General features: G+C 40.1%; 20 protein-coding genes. 13 read left to right on the top strand and 7 right to left on the bottom strand.

What is annotated here, in order from left to right; translation table 11 throughout:
• Nucleotides 1-64: 64 nt before the first annotated feature.
• Genes PGX00_RS15355 through PGX00_RS15365 form a run of 3 tightly spaced genes read right to left on the bottom strand, consistent with a single transcriptional unit; the run spans nucleotide 65 to nucleotide 2,637 of the window.
• Nucleotides 65-820 (bottom strand): ABC transporter permease, encoded by a 756-nt coding sequence (locus tag PGX00_RS15355; RefSeq protein WP_272138177.1) that lies wholly within the window; start codon nucleotides 818-820, stop codon nucleotides 65-67.
• A gap of 9 nt (nucleotides 821-829) precedes the next feature.
• On the bottom strand, nucleotides 830-1,651 hold the full coding sequence (locus tag PGX00_RS15360) for an ABC transporter ATP-binding protein (RefSeq protein ID WP_272138179.1): 822 nt from the start codon (nucleotides 1,649-1,651) through the stop codon (nucleotides 830-832).
• On the bottom strand, nucleotides 1,651-2,637 hold the full coding sequence (locus tag PGX00_RS15365; RefSeq protein ID WP_272138182.1) for an ABC transporter substrate-binding protein: 987 nt from the start codon (nucleotides 2,635-2,637) through the stop codon (nucleotides 1,651-1,653). The genes PGX00_RS15360 and PGX00_RS15365 overlap by 1 nt, the downstream gene beginning before the upstream one ends.
• Before the next feature lie 657 nt (nucleotides 2,638-3,294).
• Here PGX00_RS15365 and PGX00_RS15370 point away from each other — a divergent pair.
• Together PGX00_RS15370 and PGX00_RS15375 are read left to right on the top strand one after the other, a co-directional pair.
• Nucleotides 3,295-4,668: an amidohydrolase family protein gene (locus PGX00_RS15370; RefSeq protein ID WP_272138184.1), complete on the top strand. Its 1,374-nt coding sequence runs from the start codon at nucleotides 3,295-3,297 to the stop codon at nucleotides 4,666-4,668.
• A 108-nt stretch (nucleotides 4,669-4,776) separates the two neighbouring features.
• Nucleotides 4,777-5,208 (top strand): universal stress protein, encoded by a 432-nt coding sequence (locus tag PGX00_RS15375; protein WP_272138186.1) that lies wholly within the window; start codon nucleotides 4,777-4,779, stop codon nucleotides 5,206-5,208.
• A 12-nt stretch (nucleotides 5,209-5,220) separates the two neighbouring features.
• On the opposite strand, the gene PGX00_RS15380 is transcribed toward PGX00_RS15375, so the two are convergent.
• On the bottom strand, nucleotides 5,221-5,469 hold the full coding sequence (locus PGX00_RS15380; RefSeq protein WP_272140866.1) for a YdcH family protein: 249 nt from the start codon (nucleotides 5,467-5,469) through the stop codon (nucleotides 5,221-5,223).
• Between the two features lie 327 nt (nucleotides 5,470-5,796).
• Here PGX00_RS15380 and PGX00_RS15385 point away from each other — a divergent pair, with 327 nt between their 5' ends.
• The 3 genes from PGX00_RS15385 to PGX00_RS15395 all read left to right on the top strand — a co-directional run bounded on the left by PGX00_RS15385 (nucleotide 5,797) and on the right by PGX00_RS15395 (nucleotide 7,703).
• Entirely contained in the window at nucleotides 5,797-6,453 is a 657-nt protein-coding gene (locus PGX00_RS15385) for a nitroreductase family protein (RefSeq protein ID WP_272138188.1), read from the top strand.
• Nucleotides 6,454-6,600: 147 nt separating this feature from the next.
• Nucleotides 6,601-7,200 (top strand): tRNA (pseudouridine(54)-N(1))-methyltransferase TrmY, encoded by a 600-nt coding sequence (gene trmY / locus PGX00_RS15390; protein ID WP_272138190.1) that lies wholly within the window; start codon nucleotides 6,601-6,603, stop codon nucleotides 7,198-7,200.
• A gap of 107 nt (nucleotides 7,201-7,307) precedes the next feature.
• Nucleotides 7,308-7,703 carry an ACT domain-containing protein gene (locus PGX00_RS15395; RefSeq protein ID WP_272138192.1) on the top strand — a complete coding sequence of 132 codons (396 nt, stop codon included), beginning with the start codon at nucleotides 7,308-7,310 and terminating at the stop codon, nucleotides 7,701-7,703.
• A 124-nt stretch (nucleotides 7,704-7,827) separates the two neighbouring features.
• On the opposite strand, the gene PGX00_RS15400 is transcribed toward PGX00_RS15395, so the two are convergent.
• Complete coding sequence (locus PGX00_RS15400; RefSeq protein ID WP_272138194.1) at nucleotides 7,828-8,850, bottom strand: right-handed parallel beta-helix repeat-containing protein; 1,023 nt, start codon at nucleotides 8,848-8,850, stop codon at nucleotides 7,828-7,830.
• Between the two features lie 259 nt (nucleotides 8,851-9,109).
• A complete protein-coding gene (locus PGX00_RS15405) occupies nucleotides 9,110-10,009 on the bottom strand; it encodes a LysR family transcriptional regulator (RefSeq protein ID WP_272138196.1) in 900 nt (299 codons plus the stop codon).
• Between the two features lie 123 nt (nucleotides 10,010-10,132).
• Between PGX00_RS15405 and PGX00_RS15410 the strand changes: the two genes are divergently transcribed.
• The 8 genes from PGX00_RS15410 to PGX00_RS15445 all read left to right on the top strand — a co-directional run bounded on the left by PGX00_RS15410 (nucleotide 10,133) and on the right by PGX00_RS15445 (nucleotide 17,610).
• Nucleotides 10,133-10,999 carry an MBL fold metallo-hydrolase gene (locus tag PGX00_RS15410; RefSeq protein WP_272138198.1) on the top strand — a complete coding sequence of 289 codons (867 nt, stop codon included), beginning with the start codon at nucleotides 10,133-10,135 and terminating at the stop codon, nucleotides 10,997-10,999.
• A complete protein-coding gene (locus tag PGX00_RS15415; protein ID WP_272138200.1) occupies nucleotides 10,993-11,619 on the top strand; it encodes a DsbA family protein in 627 nt (208 codons plus the stop codon). The genes PGX00_RS15410 and PGX00_RS15415 overlap by 7 nt, the downstream gene beginning before the upstream one ends.
• Before the next feature lie 244 nt (nucleotides 11,620-11,863).
• A complete protein-coding gene (gene selD, locus PGX00_RS15420) occupies nucleotides 11,864-12,919 on the top strand; it encodes a selenide, water dikinase SelD (RefSeq protein WP_272138202.1) in 1,056 nt (351 codons plus the stop codon).
• Nucleotides 12,919-14,007 carry a tRNA 2-selenouridine(34) synthase MnmH gene (gene mnmH / locus PGX00_RS15425; RefSeq protein WP_272138204.1) on the top strand — a complete coding sequence of 363 codons (1,089 nt, stop codon included), beginning with the start codon at nucleotides 12,919-12,921 and terminating at the stop codon, nucleotides 14,005-14,007. The genes selD and mnmH overlap by 1 nt, the downstream gene beginning before the upstream one ends.
• 563 nt (nucleotides 14,008-14,570) lie before the next feature.
• On the top strand, nucleotides 14,571-14,909 hold the full coding sequence (locus PGX00_RS15430; protein WP_272138206.1) for a DUF3316 domain-containing protein: 339 nt from the start codon (nucleotides 14,571-14,573) through the stop codon (nucleotides 14,907-14,909).
• 62 nt (nucleotides 14,910-14,971) lie between these two features.
• A complete protein-coding gene (locus PGX00_RS15435; protein WP_272138208.1) occupies nucleotides 14,972-15,310 on the top strand; it encodes a DUF3316 domain-containing protein in 339 nt (112 codons plus the stop codon).
• A gap of 187 nt (nucleotides 15,311-15,497) precedes the next feature.
• Nucleotides 15,498-17,300: an ABC transporter transmembrane domain-containing protein gene (locus tag PGX00_RS15440; protein WP_272138210.1), complete on the top strand. Its 1,803-nt coding sequence runs from the start codon at nucleotides 15,498-15,500 to the stop codon at nucleotides 17,298-17,300.
• A 166-nt stretch (nucleotides 17,301-17,466) separates the two neighbouring features.
• Nucleotides 17,467-17,610, top strand: coding sequence for a hypothetical protein (locus tag PGX00_RS15445; protein WP_272138212.1), 144 nt, complete (start codon nucleotides 17,467-17,469; stop codon nucleotides 17,608-17,610).
• A gap of 271 nt (nucleotides 17,611-17,881) precedes the next feature.
• Here the strand turns inward: PGX00_RS15445 and PGX00_RS15450 are convergent, their stop codons facing one another.
• Nucleotides 17,882-19,477 carry an ABC-F family ATPase gene (locus tag PGX00_RS15450; protein WP_272138214.1) on the bottom strand — a complete coding sequence of 532 codons (1,596 nt, stop codon included), beginning with the start codon at nucleotides 19,475-19,477 and terminating at the stop codon, nucleotides 17,882-17,884.
• Nucleotides 19,478-19,510 lie beyond the last annotated feature (33 nt).

Here is a 19,510-nt window from a genome sequence, read left to right on the forward strand (position 1 = left end):
CTAATTGAATGGAGCAATGCCAATCAAAATGATTTGCCGCTTCTACTCCCATTGTACCGTTATGTTATTTTCCTATGCTCCAACTGAAAAAAGTCTTTTGTACCACCTTGATACTGTGGAAAAGTAAAAGGCTGACAATAGAAAGTAAAAACAGTGAAGCGAAAGCTTGTGGGATCTTAAAATAAGAAGTAGAAAATTGAATAAAGTAACCTAGCCCCTTCTCAGCCGCCACAAATTCAGCAATAACAGCGCCTATTATCGCTAAAGTAATGGCTACTTTTAGGCCGCTAAATATATATGGAATCGCATAAGGGAGTCGTATCTGCCAAATCTCTCGACTTGGTTTAGCTCTCAGTGACTTAGAAAGCTCTATCAACTCTTTAGGTGTTGCTTGCATTCCCGTTGTCGCCGCCACCACCAATGGAAAGAACGTTATCAAAAATGTAATAGCCAACCTTGGCGCATCACCTGTACCCAACACAACGATTAGTAACGGCGCTATTGCTACCACGGGCGTAGATTGAATGACCACAAGCAGTGGATACACCGTTTTGTTTAGGTAGTTTGAGCGTACCATTGCAATAGCAATCGGTATACTCACAACAATCGAGATAACAAAGCCTAATATCGCTATATACAATGTCGCCCATAAATGCCCAAACCAACGATTCGCATCAACGTTAATAAACGCCTCAAATATTGTGCTAGGTGCTGGCAATATGTAAGAGGGAATATTTCCAGCGAAACAAATAAATTCCCAGAATGGCAGCAATAGCGCAAGGGTTATCACGGGCATGTAGGTTTGATAAAACTTAATCATAATAGACTCCTAAGCGACCGTTTTTAGAGGAGAGACATTATTAAATTGCTTGTCATCCGCTTTCAATTTCGGCTGATAAATATGCTTACGAATAACGCTTGTATAAGCAGCGAACTTGGGATCATTGATAGTATCGATATCGCGGGGTCTTGCTAATTCAATTTCTAATTCCTCTGCTATCGTGCCAGGCCGGTGACTCATAATAAGTACCTTATCAGCTAATAGCACCGCTTCTGATATTGAATGCGTAATAAACAGGACGGTTTTCGGTTTCTCCTGCCAGATACGTTGCAATTCAAAACCCATTTCTTCGCGGCTTAATGCATCTAACGCAGAAAAAGGTTCATCCATAATCAATATATCAGGGTCCAGTAACAAAGCTCTGGCAATACCGATACGCTGTTGCATACCTCCTGAAAGCTCATCAGGACGCTGAGATAAGAAATCCCCAAGTCCCACCATGTTGATCAAATCGATCCCACGAGCCCTATCCTTTGCACTTACATAATTATATTTGTGCTTGAGTGGAAACAACACATTGTCGAGGATACTTAACCATGGCAACAATGTCGGTTTCTGAAACACTATCCCTACATCATCTCTCGGCTCTGTCACTTGATGCCCAAAAACTGAGACTTTCCCTTCAGATGCAGGAATTAGCCCAGAAAGCAATCGAAGTAATGTCGATTTGCCACAACCAGATGGGCCAACTACCGCAATAAATTGATTCCTTTCTATACTAAAGTTTACATCTTGTAAGGCAGGAACCGCCTTACCTTGGTCAGTAATGTATGTATGAGATACCTGTTCAAACTCAACAAACTTAGCCATTATTTTGCCTCCGGTAGGAAACCTCGATTAAGTGTTTTTTCTGGGTCAAAACTGCTTTCTTCTATGCCTTGTGCTGCTGATGTCCACTTCCATGTTGATGCTAGGTGTTTCACATCAAATTGACCGACACTGCTCGCCATGCTGATTGGGTTATAAACAAGTTCATAGATAGAAGTGATGGTATCTTCTGCAACCTTAACATCCACCTCTGGTACAATTTTATTGATGGATTTTGCACTTTCTAAAGGATTTGCCCATGTATACTCAACTGCTTCTGCATAAGCTTTGATAAAACGTTTCGCTACATCTGGTTTTTCTGCTAAAAAACGGTCACTAGCGATCACGGATGTCGCATACTGCTCTAATCCAGCTTCATGCCATGGCATTACTTTTAATGTCTTCCCTGCTTGCTTCGCTTGACTGATTAAGCGCTCTTTACTGGTGACCCAAGAAATGAGTACGTCTGTATTTTCGGTTGCTAACATAGGACCCAAAGCACCAGGGTCGGCTTTAACAAGTTGAATTTCGTCTTCTGAAAAACCACTTTGCTCAAGTACTAGTGGTAAATAGAGGTTTGAAGAAGTAAATGGCGAGGTAGCGACTTTCTTGCCTTTAATATCAGCGATGGAATTAATCTCACCATTATCAATAACAAAAAAGGCATGAGGAGCCTGACTAAATATCGAGTAGACAGCCGAAACAGGCACGTCATTATTGGCTTTGGCCACCATTAGAGCTGAAATATCTGCGATTCCGACATCTGAAATACCTGTTGCGAGTTTAGTTATCGCTTCAGTAGAACCACGTCCTTGGTTAATTGACACTTCTAAGTCGTATTTTTCAAATATGCCTTTGTCTATTCCTACATAAACAGGCGCTTTATCACCACCTGGTAGCCAATCTAATTGAAAATTCACTTTATCCGCAGCCAGCGTTGAAAAACTCATTGTTGTCAATAGAAGAGTTGAACTAAAAGTCTTAAACATAGGTATGATTCCTTTCACAATACTGTTTTATGAAGATTGGAAAGAAATTGAGGGACGCTCGCCGCCCACCCGAACTGCATCAAGCAGATTTCTTTCCGGCTGTTGCGAGCAATGTCTCTCTTGCTTTGAATATAGGGACTTCAGACTCCTTTATTCAAAGCAAGATACCGCTTCTACTCTTTTACTTTACTTTGCTTTTTTATTGTTATGCCATTCTGACGCTGTTGAGATCTTAATAAGAATTAATTCACAATGGTTATAAGAGATTTTGCAAACCGCGTGCCAAACTGAAACAATTTATTTACATTGGTACTGGAGGCATTGCCTTCATTGACCTTTCCGTTAACCGTCGTGTTGATATGGCTTACAAAGAATACATCTCATTAAATAATGATTGAAACAAAATGGTTCATCGATGCACAATTGTTGTGCTCTTGTAAAAAAAATGTATCCAAAGGGTGCGTTAACTTATAAACAGAAATCCTTTATAACCATTACCCTCGACCAAAACGTCACCTAACATTATGATAGATCGCCATTATGGCTCAGTTATTGCTGTATCTGATTTGCGAAAATGTTTTCTGTAAACAACCTAATTCAAACAGAGTATAAGCGGTCAGGGATTCCCCGGGACATTGCTCAATAGGAGTAAATAACGTGGGATATTTAATAAAAAATGCAGATTCGGTATACCTAACCAACCAAGGGAAGACAGGCCATTTATCTACCGACATTCGTATTCGCGAAGGCATTATCTCAGAAATTGGCACTAACCTGCGCCCTTCTGTTAACGAAACCGAATCAGTTATCGACGCATCTAATTGTGTAATCTATCCGGGTTTTGTCAATACTCACCATCACTTAGCACAATCCGTATTAAAAGGTGTACCTGAGGGGTTAAACAAAGGATTAGGAGAATGGTTAGCAGCAGTACCCTATCGTTTTTGGCCAAAGATTCCACCCAATCTCATGTATTTATCAGCGAAACTGGGCTTATATGAGTTAATCCGCTCTGGTACTACTACTTGTGCAGATCATCACTACTTGTATCACGAAAATACCTCAGATGAACTAGAGCAGGCAGTATGGCAGGCTGCCGAAGATATGGGGGTTAGGTTCTCGCTCTGTAGAGGAAGTGCAACAGCGACAGGCAACCACAAGGGAATGAAAAGTCTAAATATTCAACCTGAATCTCTTGATAGAGTGTTAGATAAAATGACAATAACGCGAAGCCAACAACACGATTCGAGCCCATACTCGATGAAGAAACTTTGTGTTGCCCCTACCAGTCTTATCCACTCCGCGCCTCAAAATGACCTAATAGAATTGTCTCGTTTTGCTCGTAAGCATAAACTAAAAATGCACTCGCACTTACTTGAAGTCGAGTTTGATCAAGCGCAAGCAAAACTCAATCATCAGATAAGTGCCGTTGAATACGCCGCCAACAGCGAATGGTTAGGAGAAGATGTGTGGTTCGCTCATTTAGTGAAGGCAGATCAAGCAGCAATATCGATACTCGCTGAAACCAAAACTGGCATGTCACATTGCCCTACTTCTAATTGCCGATTGGGGAGCGGTATTTCACCCGCCTATCAAATGGATGAAAAAGGGATGACTGTTTCGATGGGTGTGGATGGGTCAGCTTCATCCGAATCAGGGTCCATGTTACAAGAGCTTAATTTAGCATGGTTGCTTCAACGATCTCAAAATGGTGCGGAGAGGGTTACTGTTGATAAAGTTGTTCAGTGGGGAAGCGAAAACGGTGCAAAAATTCTAGGATTAAAAACAGGTAAAATTGAAATTGGTTATGCCGCTGATCTAGTCCTTTACCGAGTGGATGAACCAAGGGTTTGTACCGTACATGAACGTCTTTTGGCACCTGTTATGTGCGGAGAACCAATGAAGGTCTACCATAGTTTTATTAATGGCAAACCAATTATTACAAAAGGTGAATTCACCCAGTTAGATACGGAGAAATTGTGTTCAGATCTGCAACAGGAAATGACAAAATTCCTCGCTCAAATCATTTAAAGCCCAAATATAAAATTGCTGAATAAATTGCTGTATTTATGTGAGGTCGCACTGAATTAATAAGCAAAAACACCCTACACTTATAGTAGATAATTATAAGGAGAATTCATGATGAGTTATCAACATATACTCGTTGCAGTAGATTTAAGCGACGATAGTCAGTTACTCCTAGACAAAGCCGCTGATCTTGCCAAAGCAACCCACGCTAAGCTTTCATTGATCTATATCGACGTAATGAAAGACGATGAATTTACGCAACAAATTGTAAATTCATTCGTAAGAGCGAGTGAAAATAACAATGTACTGCAAAACTCAAAAGACCAGTTAAATAGGCTCGTTGAAAATACATCCTACCCAGTAGAGCAGACTTTAGTTGGATTTGGTGGTCTTTCTCAAGAGCTAGAAGACGCTGTAAAAGAATACGAAATCGACCTCATCGTATGTGGACACCATCAAGGGTTTTGGCACAACATAAAATCTTCTGCTAAAAAGGTATTGAAATCAATACCTATAGAAGTGTTGGTTGTTCAATTAAGATAGTGGGAACTGATGTTATTCATTTTTCTCATTAATTAGGCGCGTGTATAACTTATCTTTTAATACCGCTCTATCATGCTTCAATTGGTGCATCGTTTCGTCATTGATAGGTGCACCACCTAATTCTAAGTTTCGGATTTCCTCATCAAGTCGACAGTAACTTTTGTTCTGCGTATCAAAATCAGGATCTCTAGCAGACAACTCCACCAATAGTTCTTTCAACGCTGGAAATTCAATCGAAAATGCATGGTTTTCACCTAACATAGACACCTCATATTTTTTGTTTTTCGGATTGACGAAAATATAGCCTAGTTCTCCCAGCACAAACACTCTCTTTCCGTTGAAACATTTTCACGATATTTTTGATAATGCGACGACGCTTTTATCCGAGATCAAACAAATGGGTGCCAAATTACAAAAAGATTATCAAATTACAATTGATAATCTTTCAAAAGTCACGCTGTTTATAAATAGCGCCTCCCACACTATTCTTGCAAAGAAATTTTCCATAATAATTATTTGAATTACTTACTGTTGGCCCCCATCTAGTGCGTATCATATTAATAAATAATAATATTACCGGAGTAAAACATGTCTCACCCTATAATTACTGACCTTAAAAATCGTTACACAGCCAAACGCTACGATGCAGCTAAGCGCATTCCGCAAGAAGAACTAGATGTCATCTACGAAGCTATTCAACTTTCTGCGTCGTCAATTAACTCTCAACCATGGAAGTTTGTGGTGATTGAGAGTGATACAGCAAAACAGCGCATGGATGACACCTTTGCCAATAAATTTCAATTCAACCAGCCACACGTAAAATCGGCATCGCACATTATTTTATTTGCACACAATCCAGCTTACACTCGTGAAGACTATGCAAAGGTCGTAGATAAAGGCATCGAAGACGGTCGTACAAAACCAGAAGATAGAGAAGCTGCTTTTGGCGGTTTTGCATTTGTAGGGCTAAATACAGACGAAAACGGTGACACATCAAGTTGGACAAAAGCCCAAACTTACTTAGCACTTGGTAATACGTTGCATGTTCTTGCTCGGTTAGGAATTGACTCAACCACAATGGAAGGTATCGATAGCGAGTTGATTGGTGAAATCTTCAAAGACGAACTCGATGGATACGTCTGCGATGTTGCATTAGCTATAGGCTACCACCATACAGAAGAAGACTATAACGCGAGCCTACCGAAATCTCGATTAGCGTTAAACGAAGTACTTACCGTTATTTAGACCCCTATTAAAATTTGGTTGTTTAGGGTTATTACCCGTTACATAATTTGCTAAAACTGTAATAATGCTGACCCGTTATTGGGGGAGATTACCCCATAACCAAAAACAGCTATAAACAACCATTTTTATTAAGTAGGACAATCATCTATGCGCGCGTTTGTATTAAGAGCTAGAGCTGCTTCCACTGACAGCCAGCAACTATTGGCATCGGTTGGACAAGAGGCACACGGCGAAATTTTGGCTCATACTCTTATGAACACCATTTTTGTAGCGCAATCTCATCGTGACGATGTCGTCGTTTACCTTGTATTAGAAAAAACGCATGATTTTTCTCGTACGATCTGCTTTACCCCTAACGAAATAAGCAACTTCGGCGGCTTTCATGAGCAAGCGTTACTAGATAAAGTTGCCAATGCCCTAGACAAGTCCAAGGGTATGACCAAAGAACAGGAACGCCAAGTTGAACCCGGCATCACTGTCCGCACCGTTAGTTTTGAAAAATTAGTACAAGAACTCTCCGAAGACTACCAACTGTTCATGATGGACAAAAAAGGGACACCTATTCGAGAACAAGAGTTCGTGGGTAACCCCTGTTTTTTGTTGACTGATCATATCCCAATGCCGAAGAAAAGCTTTAATAGTTTAAAAAGACTAGGCGCAGTCAAGATAAGCCTTGGACCGAGAATGCTATTTGCTTCCCAATGCGTGGTTTTAATACACAATGAATTAGATATCAATCACTCGTAAAACTAGATGCCCTTCATTAGCATGTCTAATAATATATTAAATTCATTAATTATACTTATTATCATGTAATGGCTATTCTCTTTGTTCCAAACGAAAAGGAAAACAAAATGACAGCCATTACAGAACTAGACGTACTATTAAAAACAATGTCACCAGAATTAGTTACCGGCGACTACGTGTTTTGTACCACCCAAGGTGGCATCTCTGACTACCTTCCACTCGATCCCATAGCGACATTTCGCGAAAGTGAAGGCCTTACCTTAGTATTAGATAAACAAAATGCAGTTCAAGCGAGTCTAGAATTCGACGAAATATTTAGCCTAATTACCTTAACCGTCCACTCAAGTTTAGAGGCTGTTGGTCTTACCGCTGCTGTCGCAAATAAACTCGCGTCACGTGGTATTAGCGCTAACGTTATTGCCGCTTATTATCACGACCATATTTTTGTACAGAAAGAAAAAGCGGAATTAGCGCTCGATGCCTTGAACGAGTTTGCGTCTTAACTCTGTATCTGAGGTACATTTCTGTTCACTTAATTTTTCGTCAGAGATAAGAATTATATAAATCATGGATTTTTTGCATTTATCTTCTGACGCCATAGGTTTCGACACACTGATTATGGAGTAGCTATTTAATTGACAATAAATCCATTAATTTTGGTAGAGCGGATACAGATGGCAGTACGTCTTCTTTCAACCCTGCATTGAATCTGCTCTCAAAATAGGAGTTACGAGATGTCCAACTTTTAGAGTCGATGTGTTTCCCTACAAGCACATTGTTTTTAACATTCATATCTAATGGAACGTTTTTATTATCATTTTTAGGTAATCCAATAAACTCGTTTCCTTTTTCTCGTTCCATAATAATAAGGCTATCTTCAACAGTGACACTATTTTGTCTTCCTGTTTCTAATTTTTCTAATCCAAAACCAATAACCTGCCTGTTTTTAGTCGTCTTGCTCTGATGTAATATTGAATTTTCGATAATCAATACTCCACCATTAGGAATATCAATCAGTCGACTATCATCACCATTACCAGATGAAATTAACGTGTTTCTAATAGTGTTTTTTTTAGAACGAGATTTAATAGAGTGCCCTTGGCTAACTGTGGATGAAAAGGTGGAATCCTCAACCAAAAGCTCAGCACCGTTGGTATAGATACCGTGTGCTCTACCTTTGAACCCTAATCGTTCAAAGCGACTATGTTGAATAACCAAACGACCATCATTGCTAGCTTCAAGTATCCCTTGTTGACTATCGTGGAAATAAACTCCAACAACAGTAAGGTTCTCTCCTTCATGTCTGATACATGAGCCGTTGTTAGAGGATACTCTAATTTCACTGCATTCAATATTCTCTATGGTTATATTATCGCCAGATGTAATAATTGCAGCTTTACCCTCTATTGCTGCATTAACAAAGTGCGTCTCCTTCCCTCCTGATAATACGACATTATTGTGCTTTATTTCTAAGCCATTCGTATAGATCCCAGGTCCTAAGTAGACAGTGCTCCCATCGACAATGTGCTTCTCTGCCTCTTTGAAACTATAAACAGTTAACCCATCGACCACAATTTCATTTTCTATTAACGATTGAGAGTAAGATGGAATATGAAAAATAAAAAAACAAATGAACATTATTCGTGACATAGATATATTTCCTTATAAAATCTATTAAAATCTCATGTGATTATATTATACCAATGGAATATTCAGAAACTCGTAGACATTTTACAGACTCATGATGGGGCTGACTCATACAACTTGGCATCATACTATCAACGTAGAAAGACGCTTTATTTGATTGTAGAGCATTGCGATATAATCAAACAGAACGTCGCGCGGCATTATTCGCGTTTTAAATAACCGTTTCTTGATTTTCTCTTCCTTTAGACTGTTGATTAACGATTCAGCAACCAACATCCCAACTATTTTCTTTGAAATAGTCATCAAAAAAATCTATCAACGCACGAACCGTTGGCGATAGATGTTTTCGGGAAGGATAAAGCACATAAATGTCAAGATCTAGGGGTTGCCAGTTTCCTAGTACTTGAATAAGTTTACCACTCTCTATAAGCGGGTTAACTAGATAGGTCGGTTGCATCGCTATACCAGCACCATGTACCGCCGCTTGCATTAAAGCAGTAGCTTCATTGGCAGTCAAACGACAGTTTACTTCGATCGATTCGCGCTTTTTACCTTGAACTAAATGCCAAACATGACGCTCAAAATGGTTATAACCCAAACATTGATGGCGGGTAAGGTCTTCAGGATTATCGATGATAGAGTTCTGATTCAAGTAATCAGAACTGGCTACTAAAGCGGAATGACATTTTGCTATAGGTTTACCCGTTAATGAAGGGTCAGGAGCTGACGCAATACGGATTGCAAGATCAATGCGACTTTTTACTAAATCGGCTTCGCTATCTTGTAGATCAATATCAATAGCCACCTTAGGATGTAAATTCATAAAGGTGCTCACTGCTGCCATTAAGCGCGAATGCCCAAAAGACATACTCGTTGCAATACGCACTGAGCCACTAAGCTCGTTGCTCGGTTTTATTAAGCTGACCATTCTATCACCAGCATCAACCCACTGCTCTACATCATCGAGACACTGAGCACCTATATTTGTTAGTGACACTTTCCTAGTCGTTCGATGTAATAGTCGTGCGTCAAGCCACGCTTCCATCGCTTCTATGTATCTTGTCACCATCGGCCGAGACATATTCAGCCTCTCAGAAGTCGCAGTAAAACTCCCTGTATGGGCAACATCAACGAACACTTTTGCAGCCGTCACTTTATCCATTGCTTGCCATCCATTATTTGTTCGAAATAAGAAACAATGTTGCACATTATTACCTATATATTCGAACAACTCAATTAGTTAAACTTCTCCTGCTCTAAAAAACAACTGACTTAGGAATTAACAATGAAAAAATTCACTCTTTTAGCTACATCCCTTTTATTGGCGACTTCGGCTATCGCGGCAGACATAAATCCACTAACACTAAAAGTGTATAACGCCGACCCTGCAAGCTTCAGCGTTAACTCAACTCTAGTCTACGGCGAATCAGAAGCCGTCATTGTCGATGCTGGTTTTACGAAAGCCGACGCACTCAGAATTGCTGCTAACGTCTTGGATTCAGGTAGAAAACTAACTATTATTTTTGTAAGCCAGGCAGACCCAGATTATTACTTTGGTGTAGAGACATTAAAACAGTTTTTCCCAGACGCTAAAGTACTGGCGACGCCAGAAGTACGTCGTATCATCGAGAAGAAAATGGCGATGAAATTGAAAGTATGGGCACCGAAAATGGGTACCAATGCACCAATGAAACCTGTTCTTCCTGAGGAGTATGCTCTGTCGTCTTTTTCTATCGAAGGACACGAAGTAGAAATAAAAGGAACAGAGGGTGTACTTGCTCATCGCCCTTACTTATGGATTCCTTCCCAAAAGACTATCTTAGGCAACGTTGCGGTATTTGGTGGACTACATGCATGGACTGCCGATACGCAAACCCAACCACAGCTCGATGCATGGACAGCGCAATTAAATGAGATGCTTGCGCTCGATCCAGAGGTTGTTATACCTGGACACATGGAGGCTGGCACCTCACTGGATGCAAGTACTATTAAGCATACAGCAGAGTACCTAACGACATTTGCAACGGCTAAAGCTAACAGTAAAGATAGCAACGAACTTATCAATAAAATGATGACAAGTTACCCTTCAAGCAAAGTACCTCTTGCACTAGGCATTGGTGCTAAGGTTCATATGGGAGAAATGAAATGGTAAAGATACATTATTTTTATGACCCTATGTGTGGTTGGTGTTTTGGAGCAACATCTCTGATGGAAGCGGTAAATGCACATGAAAGCATTGATCTTGAAATGCACCCTGGCGGTATGATTCAACGACGCGAAATGGACCCTTCCTTTCGTCAAATGGTATTGAGTCATGATAAGAAAATAGAAGCTTTAACAGGGCAAAAATTTGGACAATCGTATAAAGATAGAGTCACCAGTGAACAGTCCGTCATTCTAGACTCTTATATCACTGCAAAAGCGGTGGCCGCAGCACAAAGTGTTTCTAAAGCTGGGTTTGCAATGTTAAAAGGTATTCAAACAGCGCACTTCCAAAAAGGGTTGGATGTAAGCTCGCTTGATACACTCAAACTCATAGTAACTGAACTAAAGATCGATGATTCTCGTTGGCACGAGGTAATGGCTAATAAAGACACAAATATAACCTCACTGATTTCAGAAAGTCAGGCACTTATGCAGCAATGGCAGGTTCAAGGATTTCCAACACTAATTTTAGAAACCGAAAAAGGACTAAAACGAGTACCGCATACCCAGTTTTATAATAAACTCGAGGATTGGGATCTCGCGCTAAAAGCATTGACTGAATCTTAAAAAACCAGATTTATGCCATACGATAGAAAGTCTACTTTATGGCATATCATGTTTTTCTATTTTTCTTTAGCCTAGAAAAATTCACTCTATTTACGACACTCTTGAACATCAAATTTAATAAATCTCACACATTAATTCTTATATTTCATAATAATAAAGCCTGAACCCGATGAACCATGATTTGATCAGTGACTAGGTGCGTAATCAAGAGTAGTATTATTTCTCTTTATGAAACGGAGTTAACATGGAACGTATTCGGCTCACTCAATATAGTCACGGCGCTGGTTGTGGTTGTAAAATTTCGCCTCAAGTCCTCGATACTATTCTTAAAACTCAGATAACTCCATTTAACGACCCCAACCTGCTGGTCGGTAATGAAAGTAAAGATGATGCAGCTGTTTACGATCTCGGCAACGGCACAGCCATCGTTAGCACGACGGATTTTTTTATGCCCATCGTAGACGACCCCTATGACTTCGGTCGTATTGCGGCCACAAACGCGATCAGTGATATTTACGCCATGGGTGGAAAACCCATTATGGCTATCGCGATTTTAGGTTGGCCAATTAACATTCTCGCACCAGAAATCGCCCAGAAAGTCATTGAAGGTGGCAGAGCAGTCTGCGCTGAAGCCGGTATTTCTCTTGCAGGCGGACATTCTATTGATGCACCTGAACCGATATTTGGGTTAGCCGTTACGGGAACTGTCGACACAGCCAGAGTCAAACGCAATAATAAAGCCGAAAGTGACTGTGAACTTTATCTAACCAAACCTTTAGGTATAGGTGTACTAACCACAGCAGAAAAACAAGCTAAGCTAAGCGAAAAACATCAGGGTTTAGCAAGAGACTGGATGTGCAAGCTCAACAAGGTTGGCGCTGATTTTGCCAATATTGACGCGGTAAAAGCAATGACAGATGTTACCGGCTTTGGTTTACTTGGGCATCTGAGTGAAATCTGCGAAGGGAGTAGGCTTAAGGCAGAAATAACCTTTGCTAACATTCCAACGCTTCCTGGGGTGTTCGACTATATTGCTCAGGGGTGTGTTCCGGGTGGGACTCAAAGAAATTTTGATAGTTACGGTGATAAAATAGGCACAATCAACGAAAAACAAAAGGCGATTCTGTGCGATCCACAAACCTCTGGTGGTTTACTGCTCGCAGTTTCACAAGAAGGTAAACAGTCCGTCACTACCTTAGCTAAAGAACACGGGATAGAACTTGTTTCAATCGGCAAGTTGTATCACCAATCGACCGACTCAGACAATCAAAATCTTCACGCGTTAATTGAGGTTATTTGATGCCACGTAATAATAGCCACGATTACAAAGCTCTGTTTGTCAATGATACACCGTTACTCGATACACGTGCACCTATAGAATTTAATCAAGGCGCTTTTCCTCTGTCCCAAAACATTCCGTTGATGACGGACGATGAACGAGCAGCCGTTGGGACTTGCTACAAGCAGCAAGGGCAAAGCAAAGCTATCAGGCTAGGTCACCAATTGGTTAATGGTGCAGTAAAAGCACAACGAGTCGCTCAGTGGCAACGCTTTTGTAATTCCAATCCAGACGGCTACCTATACTGCTTTCGCGGTGGAATGCGATCACAAATTACTCAGCAGTGGCTTAAAGAAGTCGGTATTGACTACCCTTTTATTACTGGTGGTTATAAAGCCCTGCGTCGATACTTAATCGATAACATCGAAATCGGTGCCGCAATGCCAAGCGTCGTCATCGGCGGAAACACCGGTTGTGGTAAAACAGACCTTATTAAGTCTCTTCAAAATGGCATAGATATAGAAGGTGCTGCACACCATCGCGGTTCTTCTTTTGGACAATATGTTACTCAGCAACGAACACAGATTAACTTTGAGAATCAACTCGCTATTCAAATAGTTAAAAAGCTTGAAAATCGTTGTCAACGATTTGTTTTTGAAGATGAAGGGAAAACCATCGGATGTGCTTCGTTACCTACCGCGATAAGAAATGCTATAAACCAATCAGATATGGTCGTTATTGCAGATTCTCTGGATGTTCGACTTGAACGATTGATTGATGAATATATCGTCAAGATGCAACGCGAACATATCCAACGTTTTGGTGAGGAACTAGGATGGACAAAGTTTTCTGACTACCTAGCTCAAGGCCTGTTTAAAATACGCAGAAGATTAGGACTTGAACGGTATGCTAGCCTTGTTCAAATTCAACAGAATGCTATAGACATAATGCAAAGCTCTGGAACCATTACTCAACACGCTGATTGGTTAGTACCTTTGCTAGAGCAGTATTATGACCCTATGTACGAATACCAACTAAATAAAAAATCGGCACGCATTATTTTCAAAGGCAGCCACAAAGAAGTTGCGCAATGGCTAGAACCTACTTAAACGAGCTATCCTCTTTTTACTTAACGTAGTTTCAAGTTACGTATCTTACTATTACTTGATGCCATAACCATTAAATTTGGAGACTTTATGAATCTAGGTAAACCAAAATCTTCGAAAGTATATTCTATTGCAACATTCCTTTACTTATTAACCCATACATCCCAACCACATATTTAACTTCGATCTCTCAAATTCTTTTATTCATTCTGTCAATGTCGCGTAAAAACGTATCTACGAGCCATTTTATTATTTTTTTATTATGTTTTTTCTAAAATAACCACTAAAAAAACCGCCAATTATTCTCATTTAAGCACTTTTTGACATTCATCACATAATCTATAAGTACATGATAAGTAAATACATAAAATTTATATCAGTTTAAATTATGTGTTTTTATACTTTTATTAGTGCCAAATATTCCATAATCAATGGACTACGCGGCTATTTACTACACAGACGTACAGCATAATAATACATCCCGTCGGACGAGATGAAGAAGAGCTTATCTGTCCTAACTAAACACATCAGATTTACCAAGTGAATTACTTACAAAGGACTACATAATGACAAAATTAATTGCTGTTACTGCCGGACTACTCGTTGCTTCTTCTGCATTTGCATCTGTACATACAACTTACAACGAAACATCTGTAACGACTTCAACTTATCTAACTAAAGCAGAGGCATATGATGCTGGTTTTGATATTGCAGAGTCTCTTCAATCAATGACACAAAGCCAACTTCGCAGTGAGTTACCAAGCTTTACACAGAGCAGAGTACGCAATATTGCACTTGAAGGAACGGAAGTAAAAGTAGAAGAAATCGCAGCCAATCGAGGTGACATTCAATACCGTGCGGTTGTTGATATAGATTACAGATTTGACGCTAAAGAAAGAAACTAAACATCCTCAATGTCTATTCAGAACAAACATTTAAACAATTATCCAATTGGAAGGTACATAAAATGAAAAAAATTATCACTCTTGCTGCAGGTTTATTAGTTACTTCTACAACATTCGCATCAATTCATACTACGCACAGCCAAACTTCTATCGAATCTGCATCTTATCAAACTAAAGCAGAAGCACTAGAAGCCGGTTTCGATATCACAGATTCTCTACAAAGATTGTCTGTGGCCCAACTACGTAGTGAGTTGCCTATTCAAACTTACAGTAAAGTCAGAGACATCACTATAGATGATACACAAGTGTCCGTAGAAGAGTTCGCGGTTGTTCGTGGCGACATCCAGTACCGTGCAGTAGTTAATGTAAATTACCACTTCGAAGCAAAAGAAAGAGACTAATAGATTAGCTCGAAAAAGTACAAAAAAGCCAAGGGGCAAGGAACGCCTAATGGCTTTTTGTCTTTACGGTTATTAGCTAACTACCCTTCAAAGTTTGCGTATAGAATTATCATTTATAAGAAAGCGATATCTCATTCCTATTGTAATGCTATCATAAAGTTATTAGATAATTAGAGCTGTACCCTAAATGCAACCTGACCAAACTCACAGCCCCAACACAAGCACCTCTCCATCAAAAATGGAGCGTAAAAAACTGACTGTACTATTGGAGCTAATTCAATTTATCCGACCATATAAAGGTCGTGTGGTTCTTGCGCTTGTCGCTCTGCTTTTAACATCGGCTATTATGTTGTCTGTAGGGCAAGGTGTCCGTTTTCTTATTGACGGCGGTTTCGCCCAAAATTCATTAACTGAATTGAAAAAAGCAATTATTTTTCTGCTTACCATCACTGTTTTTATTGCAGCGGGAACCTACATCCGTTTCTACCTTGTCTCTTGGCTTGGTGAAAGGGTTAGCGCAGATATTCGCATTGCCGTTTTCAATCACGTCATAACACTACATCCAAGCTATTTTGAAACCAGTGGTAGTGGTGACATCATGTCGCGCATTACAACCGATACAACACTACTTCAAAGTATTATTGGTTCATCATTTTCAATGGCAATGCGAAGCGCGTTAATGTTTATGGGTGCTTTGGTTATGCTATTTGCGACCAATATTAAACTCACTCTCGTTGTGATGATATTGGTTCCATTTATACTTATTCCTATCCTCGTTTATGGACGACGCGTACGAGCATTATCTCGCCGGAGTCAAGATTCCATGTCAGATGTCGGCAGTTACGCAGGCGAAGCGATAGAGCACATTAAAACAGTACAGAGCTATACTCGCGAAAAAGAAGAACGATCTTCATTCGCCATTGAAGTTGAAAAAGCGTTTGATATAGGAAAACAACGTATCCAGCACCGAGCTATTCTGGTTGCCGCTGTCATTATCATCGTATTCGGAGCAATAACAAGCATGCTTTGGGTTGGAGGTAGCGATGTAATTAACGGCCAAATGTCCGGTGGTGATTTAGGTGCATTTGTCTTTTATTCGATCATTCTGGCTTCTTCCCTAGCAACCATATCTGAAGTTCTTGGGGAATTGCAGAGAGCAGCTGGTGCGACAGAGAGACTAATCGAAATACTCCAGGTTGAAAGCCATATATTAGCTCCTGTCGAATATGCCGTTAAAGCGGATAGTTTACGTTCAGAAATTGGATTTGATCAGGTAACATTTCATTACCCTTCACGGCCTGACCAATCGGCAACGGATAAACTTTCACTCATCGCTGAAAAAGGAAAAGTTCTTGCGCTCGTCGGTCCATCCGGCGCCGGAAAAACCACTTTGTTCGAACTGCTGCAGCGATTTTATGATCCTCAAGCTGGACGAGTTACCTTAGGAGGAATAAATATCAAAGATCTGGATCCTAAGGATCTTCGGCAACAGATGGCGCTAGTCCCTCAGCACCCAGCTCTTTTTAGCAGCGATGTGTTCCACAATATTCGCTACGGAAAACCCGATGCCACCGATAAAGAAATTATAGAAGCCGCGAAAAAAGCCCATGCCCATGAGTTTATCGTCAACCTACCTGAGGGTTACCATAGTTTCCTTGGTGAAAAAGGTGTTCGACTATCTGGAGGCCAGCGTCAACGTATCGCCATTGCACGAGCGATACTCAAAAACCCGACGATTCTGCTGCTTGATGAAGCAACTTCTGCACTCGATAGTGAAAGCGAACATCATGTACAGAAAGCACTAGAAGAACTAATGAGAAATCGAACAACCTTAATAATTGCTCATCGATTGTCAACGATTCAACATGCAGATCAAATCGCAGTTTTAGAAAATGGGAAGTTAATAGAAATGGGCGATCACGACGCTCTCATGAAAAATTGTTCGTTGTATCAACGACTGGTAGAACTGCAATTTAAACATCTAAATTGATGGCTGCCCCATAGAAACATGACAGATTTGTGCCCTCAATCTTATATAAAATATCTTAAATTAATAAAACTGAAATAAAAGTGACACAAAAGGGTTGCATTGAAAATACAATGTATATACAATGCATTTAATCGAGATTGGCAATGCAATGTAAGGGGAAATAAGTATGACTGTGAATAACGATTTAAGAGATGCCCTAAAAACATGGAAAAAGAGCGAGCTTACTGAAATGAGCGAAGCACCTATTCTATTTAGAGTTGCCGGCCTTATTGTGGTTTCAATTTCAACGGTACTCGCAATTTTAATGTAAGGTAAATTCTTAGTTAAGATCTTCAAAAGAAGAGCCAAGAAAGTAGACAAAAGCTGTCTGTTTTCTTGGCTCTTTTTTGATCATACGAACAATCAAAGTCATCACCCGTGCAATCCACCTGAAGCATTTTATATCAATTTCATTCGTTCACTGTTTTATCGAGTGGTTGGACAATTCGAATTTCCAAATAGTTTATTTCTTATAAGATCAAAAAAGAGCCCGATTGGGCTCTTTACGTATTCACTTAAATGATAACTAAGCTATAAAAGGATTAACCTTTAACACCAAGCTTATTCAAATACTCTTCATAACTACCATGGAAATCGCTGATTCCATCTTTTGTTATTTCGATAATACGAGTTGCAATAGAAGATACAAACTGGCGGTCATGAGACACGAAAAACAGTGTACCCTTATAGTTTTCTAATGCTAAGTTCAGTGCTTCGATAGATTCCATATCCATGTGGTTAGTTGGTTCATCCATCAACAGAATATTAGCTTTCTGCATGATTAACTTACCAAACAACATACGCCCTTGCTCACCACCTGAAATAACTTTCACTGACTTTTTAATGTCATTTTGTGAAAACAGCATACGACCTAAAATACCGCGAACCACTTGCTCGTCGTCACCTTCATTCTTCCACTGACCCATCCAATCTAGAAGGTTTAGATCTTCTTCAAAATCATGTGCATGGTCTTGCGCGTAGTAACCAATATTATTGTTTTCAGACCACTTGATCATCCCACCCATTGGTTCCATCGCACCTGCAAGCGTATTCAATAGCGTTGATTTACCGATACCATTTTCACCGATTATCGCTATTCGTTCGCCAACTTCAACCATTAGGTCAACACCATTAAACAAGATGTTTTCACCGTAACCTTGCTTTAAACCTTCAACTTCTAACGCGTTTCGGAATAGTTCTTTTTCTTGCTCAAAGCGGATAAATGGAGATTGGCGGCTAGATGGTTTTACTTCATCTAGCTGAATTTTATCTAATTGCTTTTGACGAGAAGTCGCTTGCTTAGCTTTCGATGCATTTGCTGAGAAACGGCTCACAAACGTTTGTAATTCGGCCATCTGAGCTTTTTTCTTCGCGTTATCTGCTTGTAAACGATCACGCGCTTGCTCTGCAGCAATCATGTATTCATCATAGTTACCATGGAACATACGCAACTCACCATAATCGAGGTCAGCCATGTGTGTACATACGGTATTAAGGAAATGACGGTCATGGGAAATGATAATCATTGTGCAATTTCGAGCCAACAATATATCTTCTAGCCACGCAATGGTGTGCATGTCCAAGTTGTTGGTTGGTTCATCAAGAAGCATTATTTCTGGTTCTGCAAAAAGCACTTGCGCTAAAAGCACACGAACTTTCAGGCCTGGAGCTACTTCACTCATCAAACCAAAGTGCTGCGACTCAGGAATACCTAAGCCTAATAACAGTTCTCCTGCTCTCGCTTCGGCTGAGTAACCATCCATTTCAGCAAATTCAGTTTCAAGGTCACCAACACGCATACCGTCTTCATCTGACATTTCAGGCAACGAATATATACGGTCACGCTCTTCTTTGATGGTCCAAAGCTCTTTGTGCCCCATTATTACCGTATCAATAACGGTATACTCTTCAAATGCAAACTGGTCTTGCCCTAATTTCGCCATACGCTCATTAGGATCACAAGAAACGACACCCGCTGACTGTTCTAGTTCATTGCCTAGAATTTTCATGAACGTCGATTTGCCACTACCGTTGGCACCAATTAGGCCATAACGATTACCGTTACCAAATTTAACGGAGATATTTTCAAACAATGGCTTATCGCCAAATTGCATGGTGATGTTTGCAGTTGTAAGCACGGGACACCCAATAATTTTCTTTAATACACAAAA

This window comes from Vibrio algarum, from assembly GCF_028204155.1.
In the GTDB taxonomy this organism is placed as follows: Bacteria; Pseudomonadota; Gammaproteobacteria; order Enterobacterales; family Vibrionaceae; genus Vibrio; species Vibrio algarum.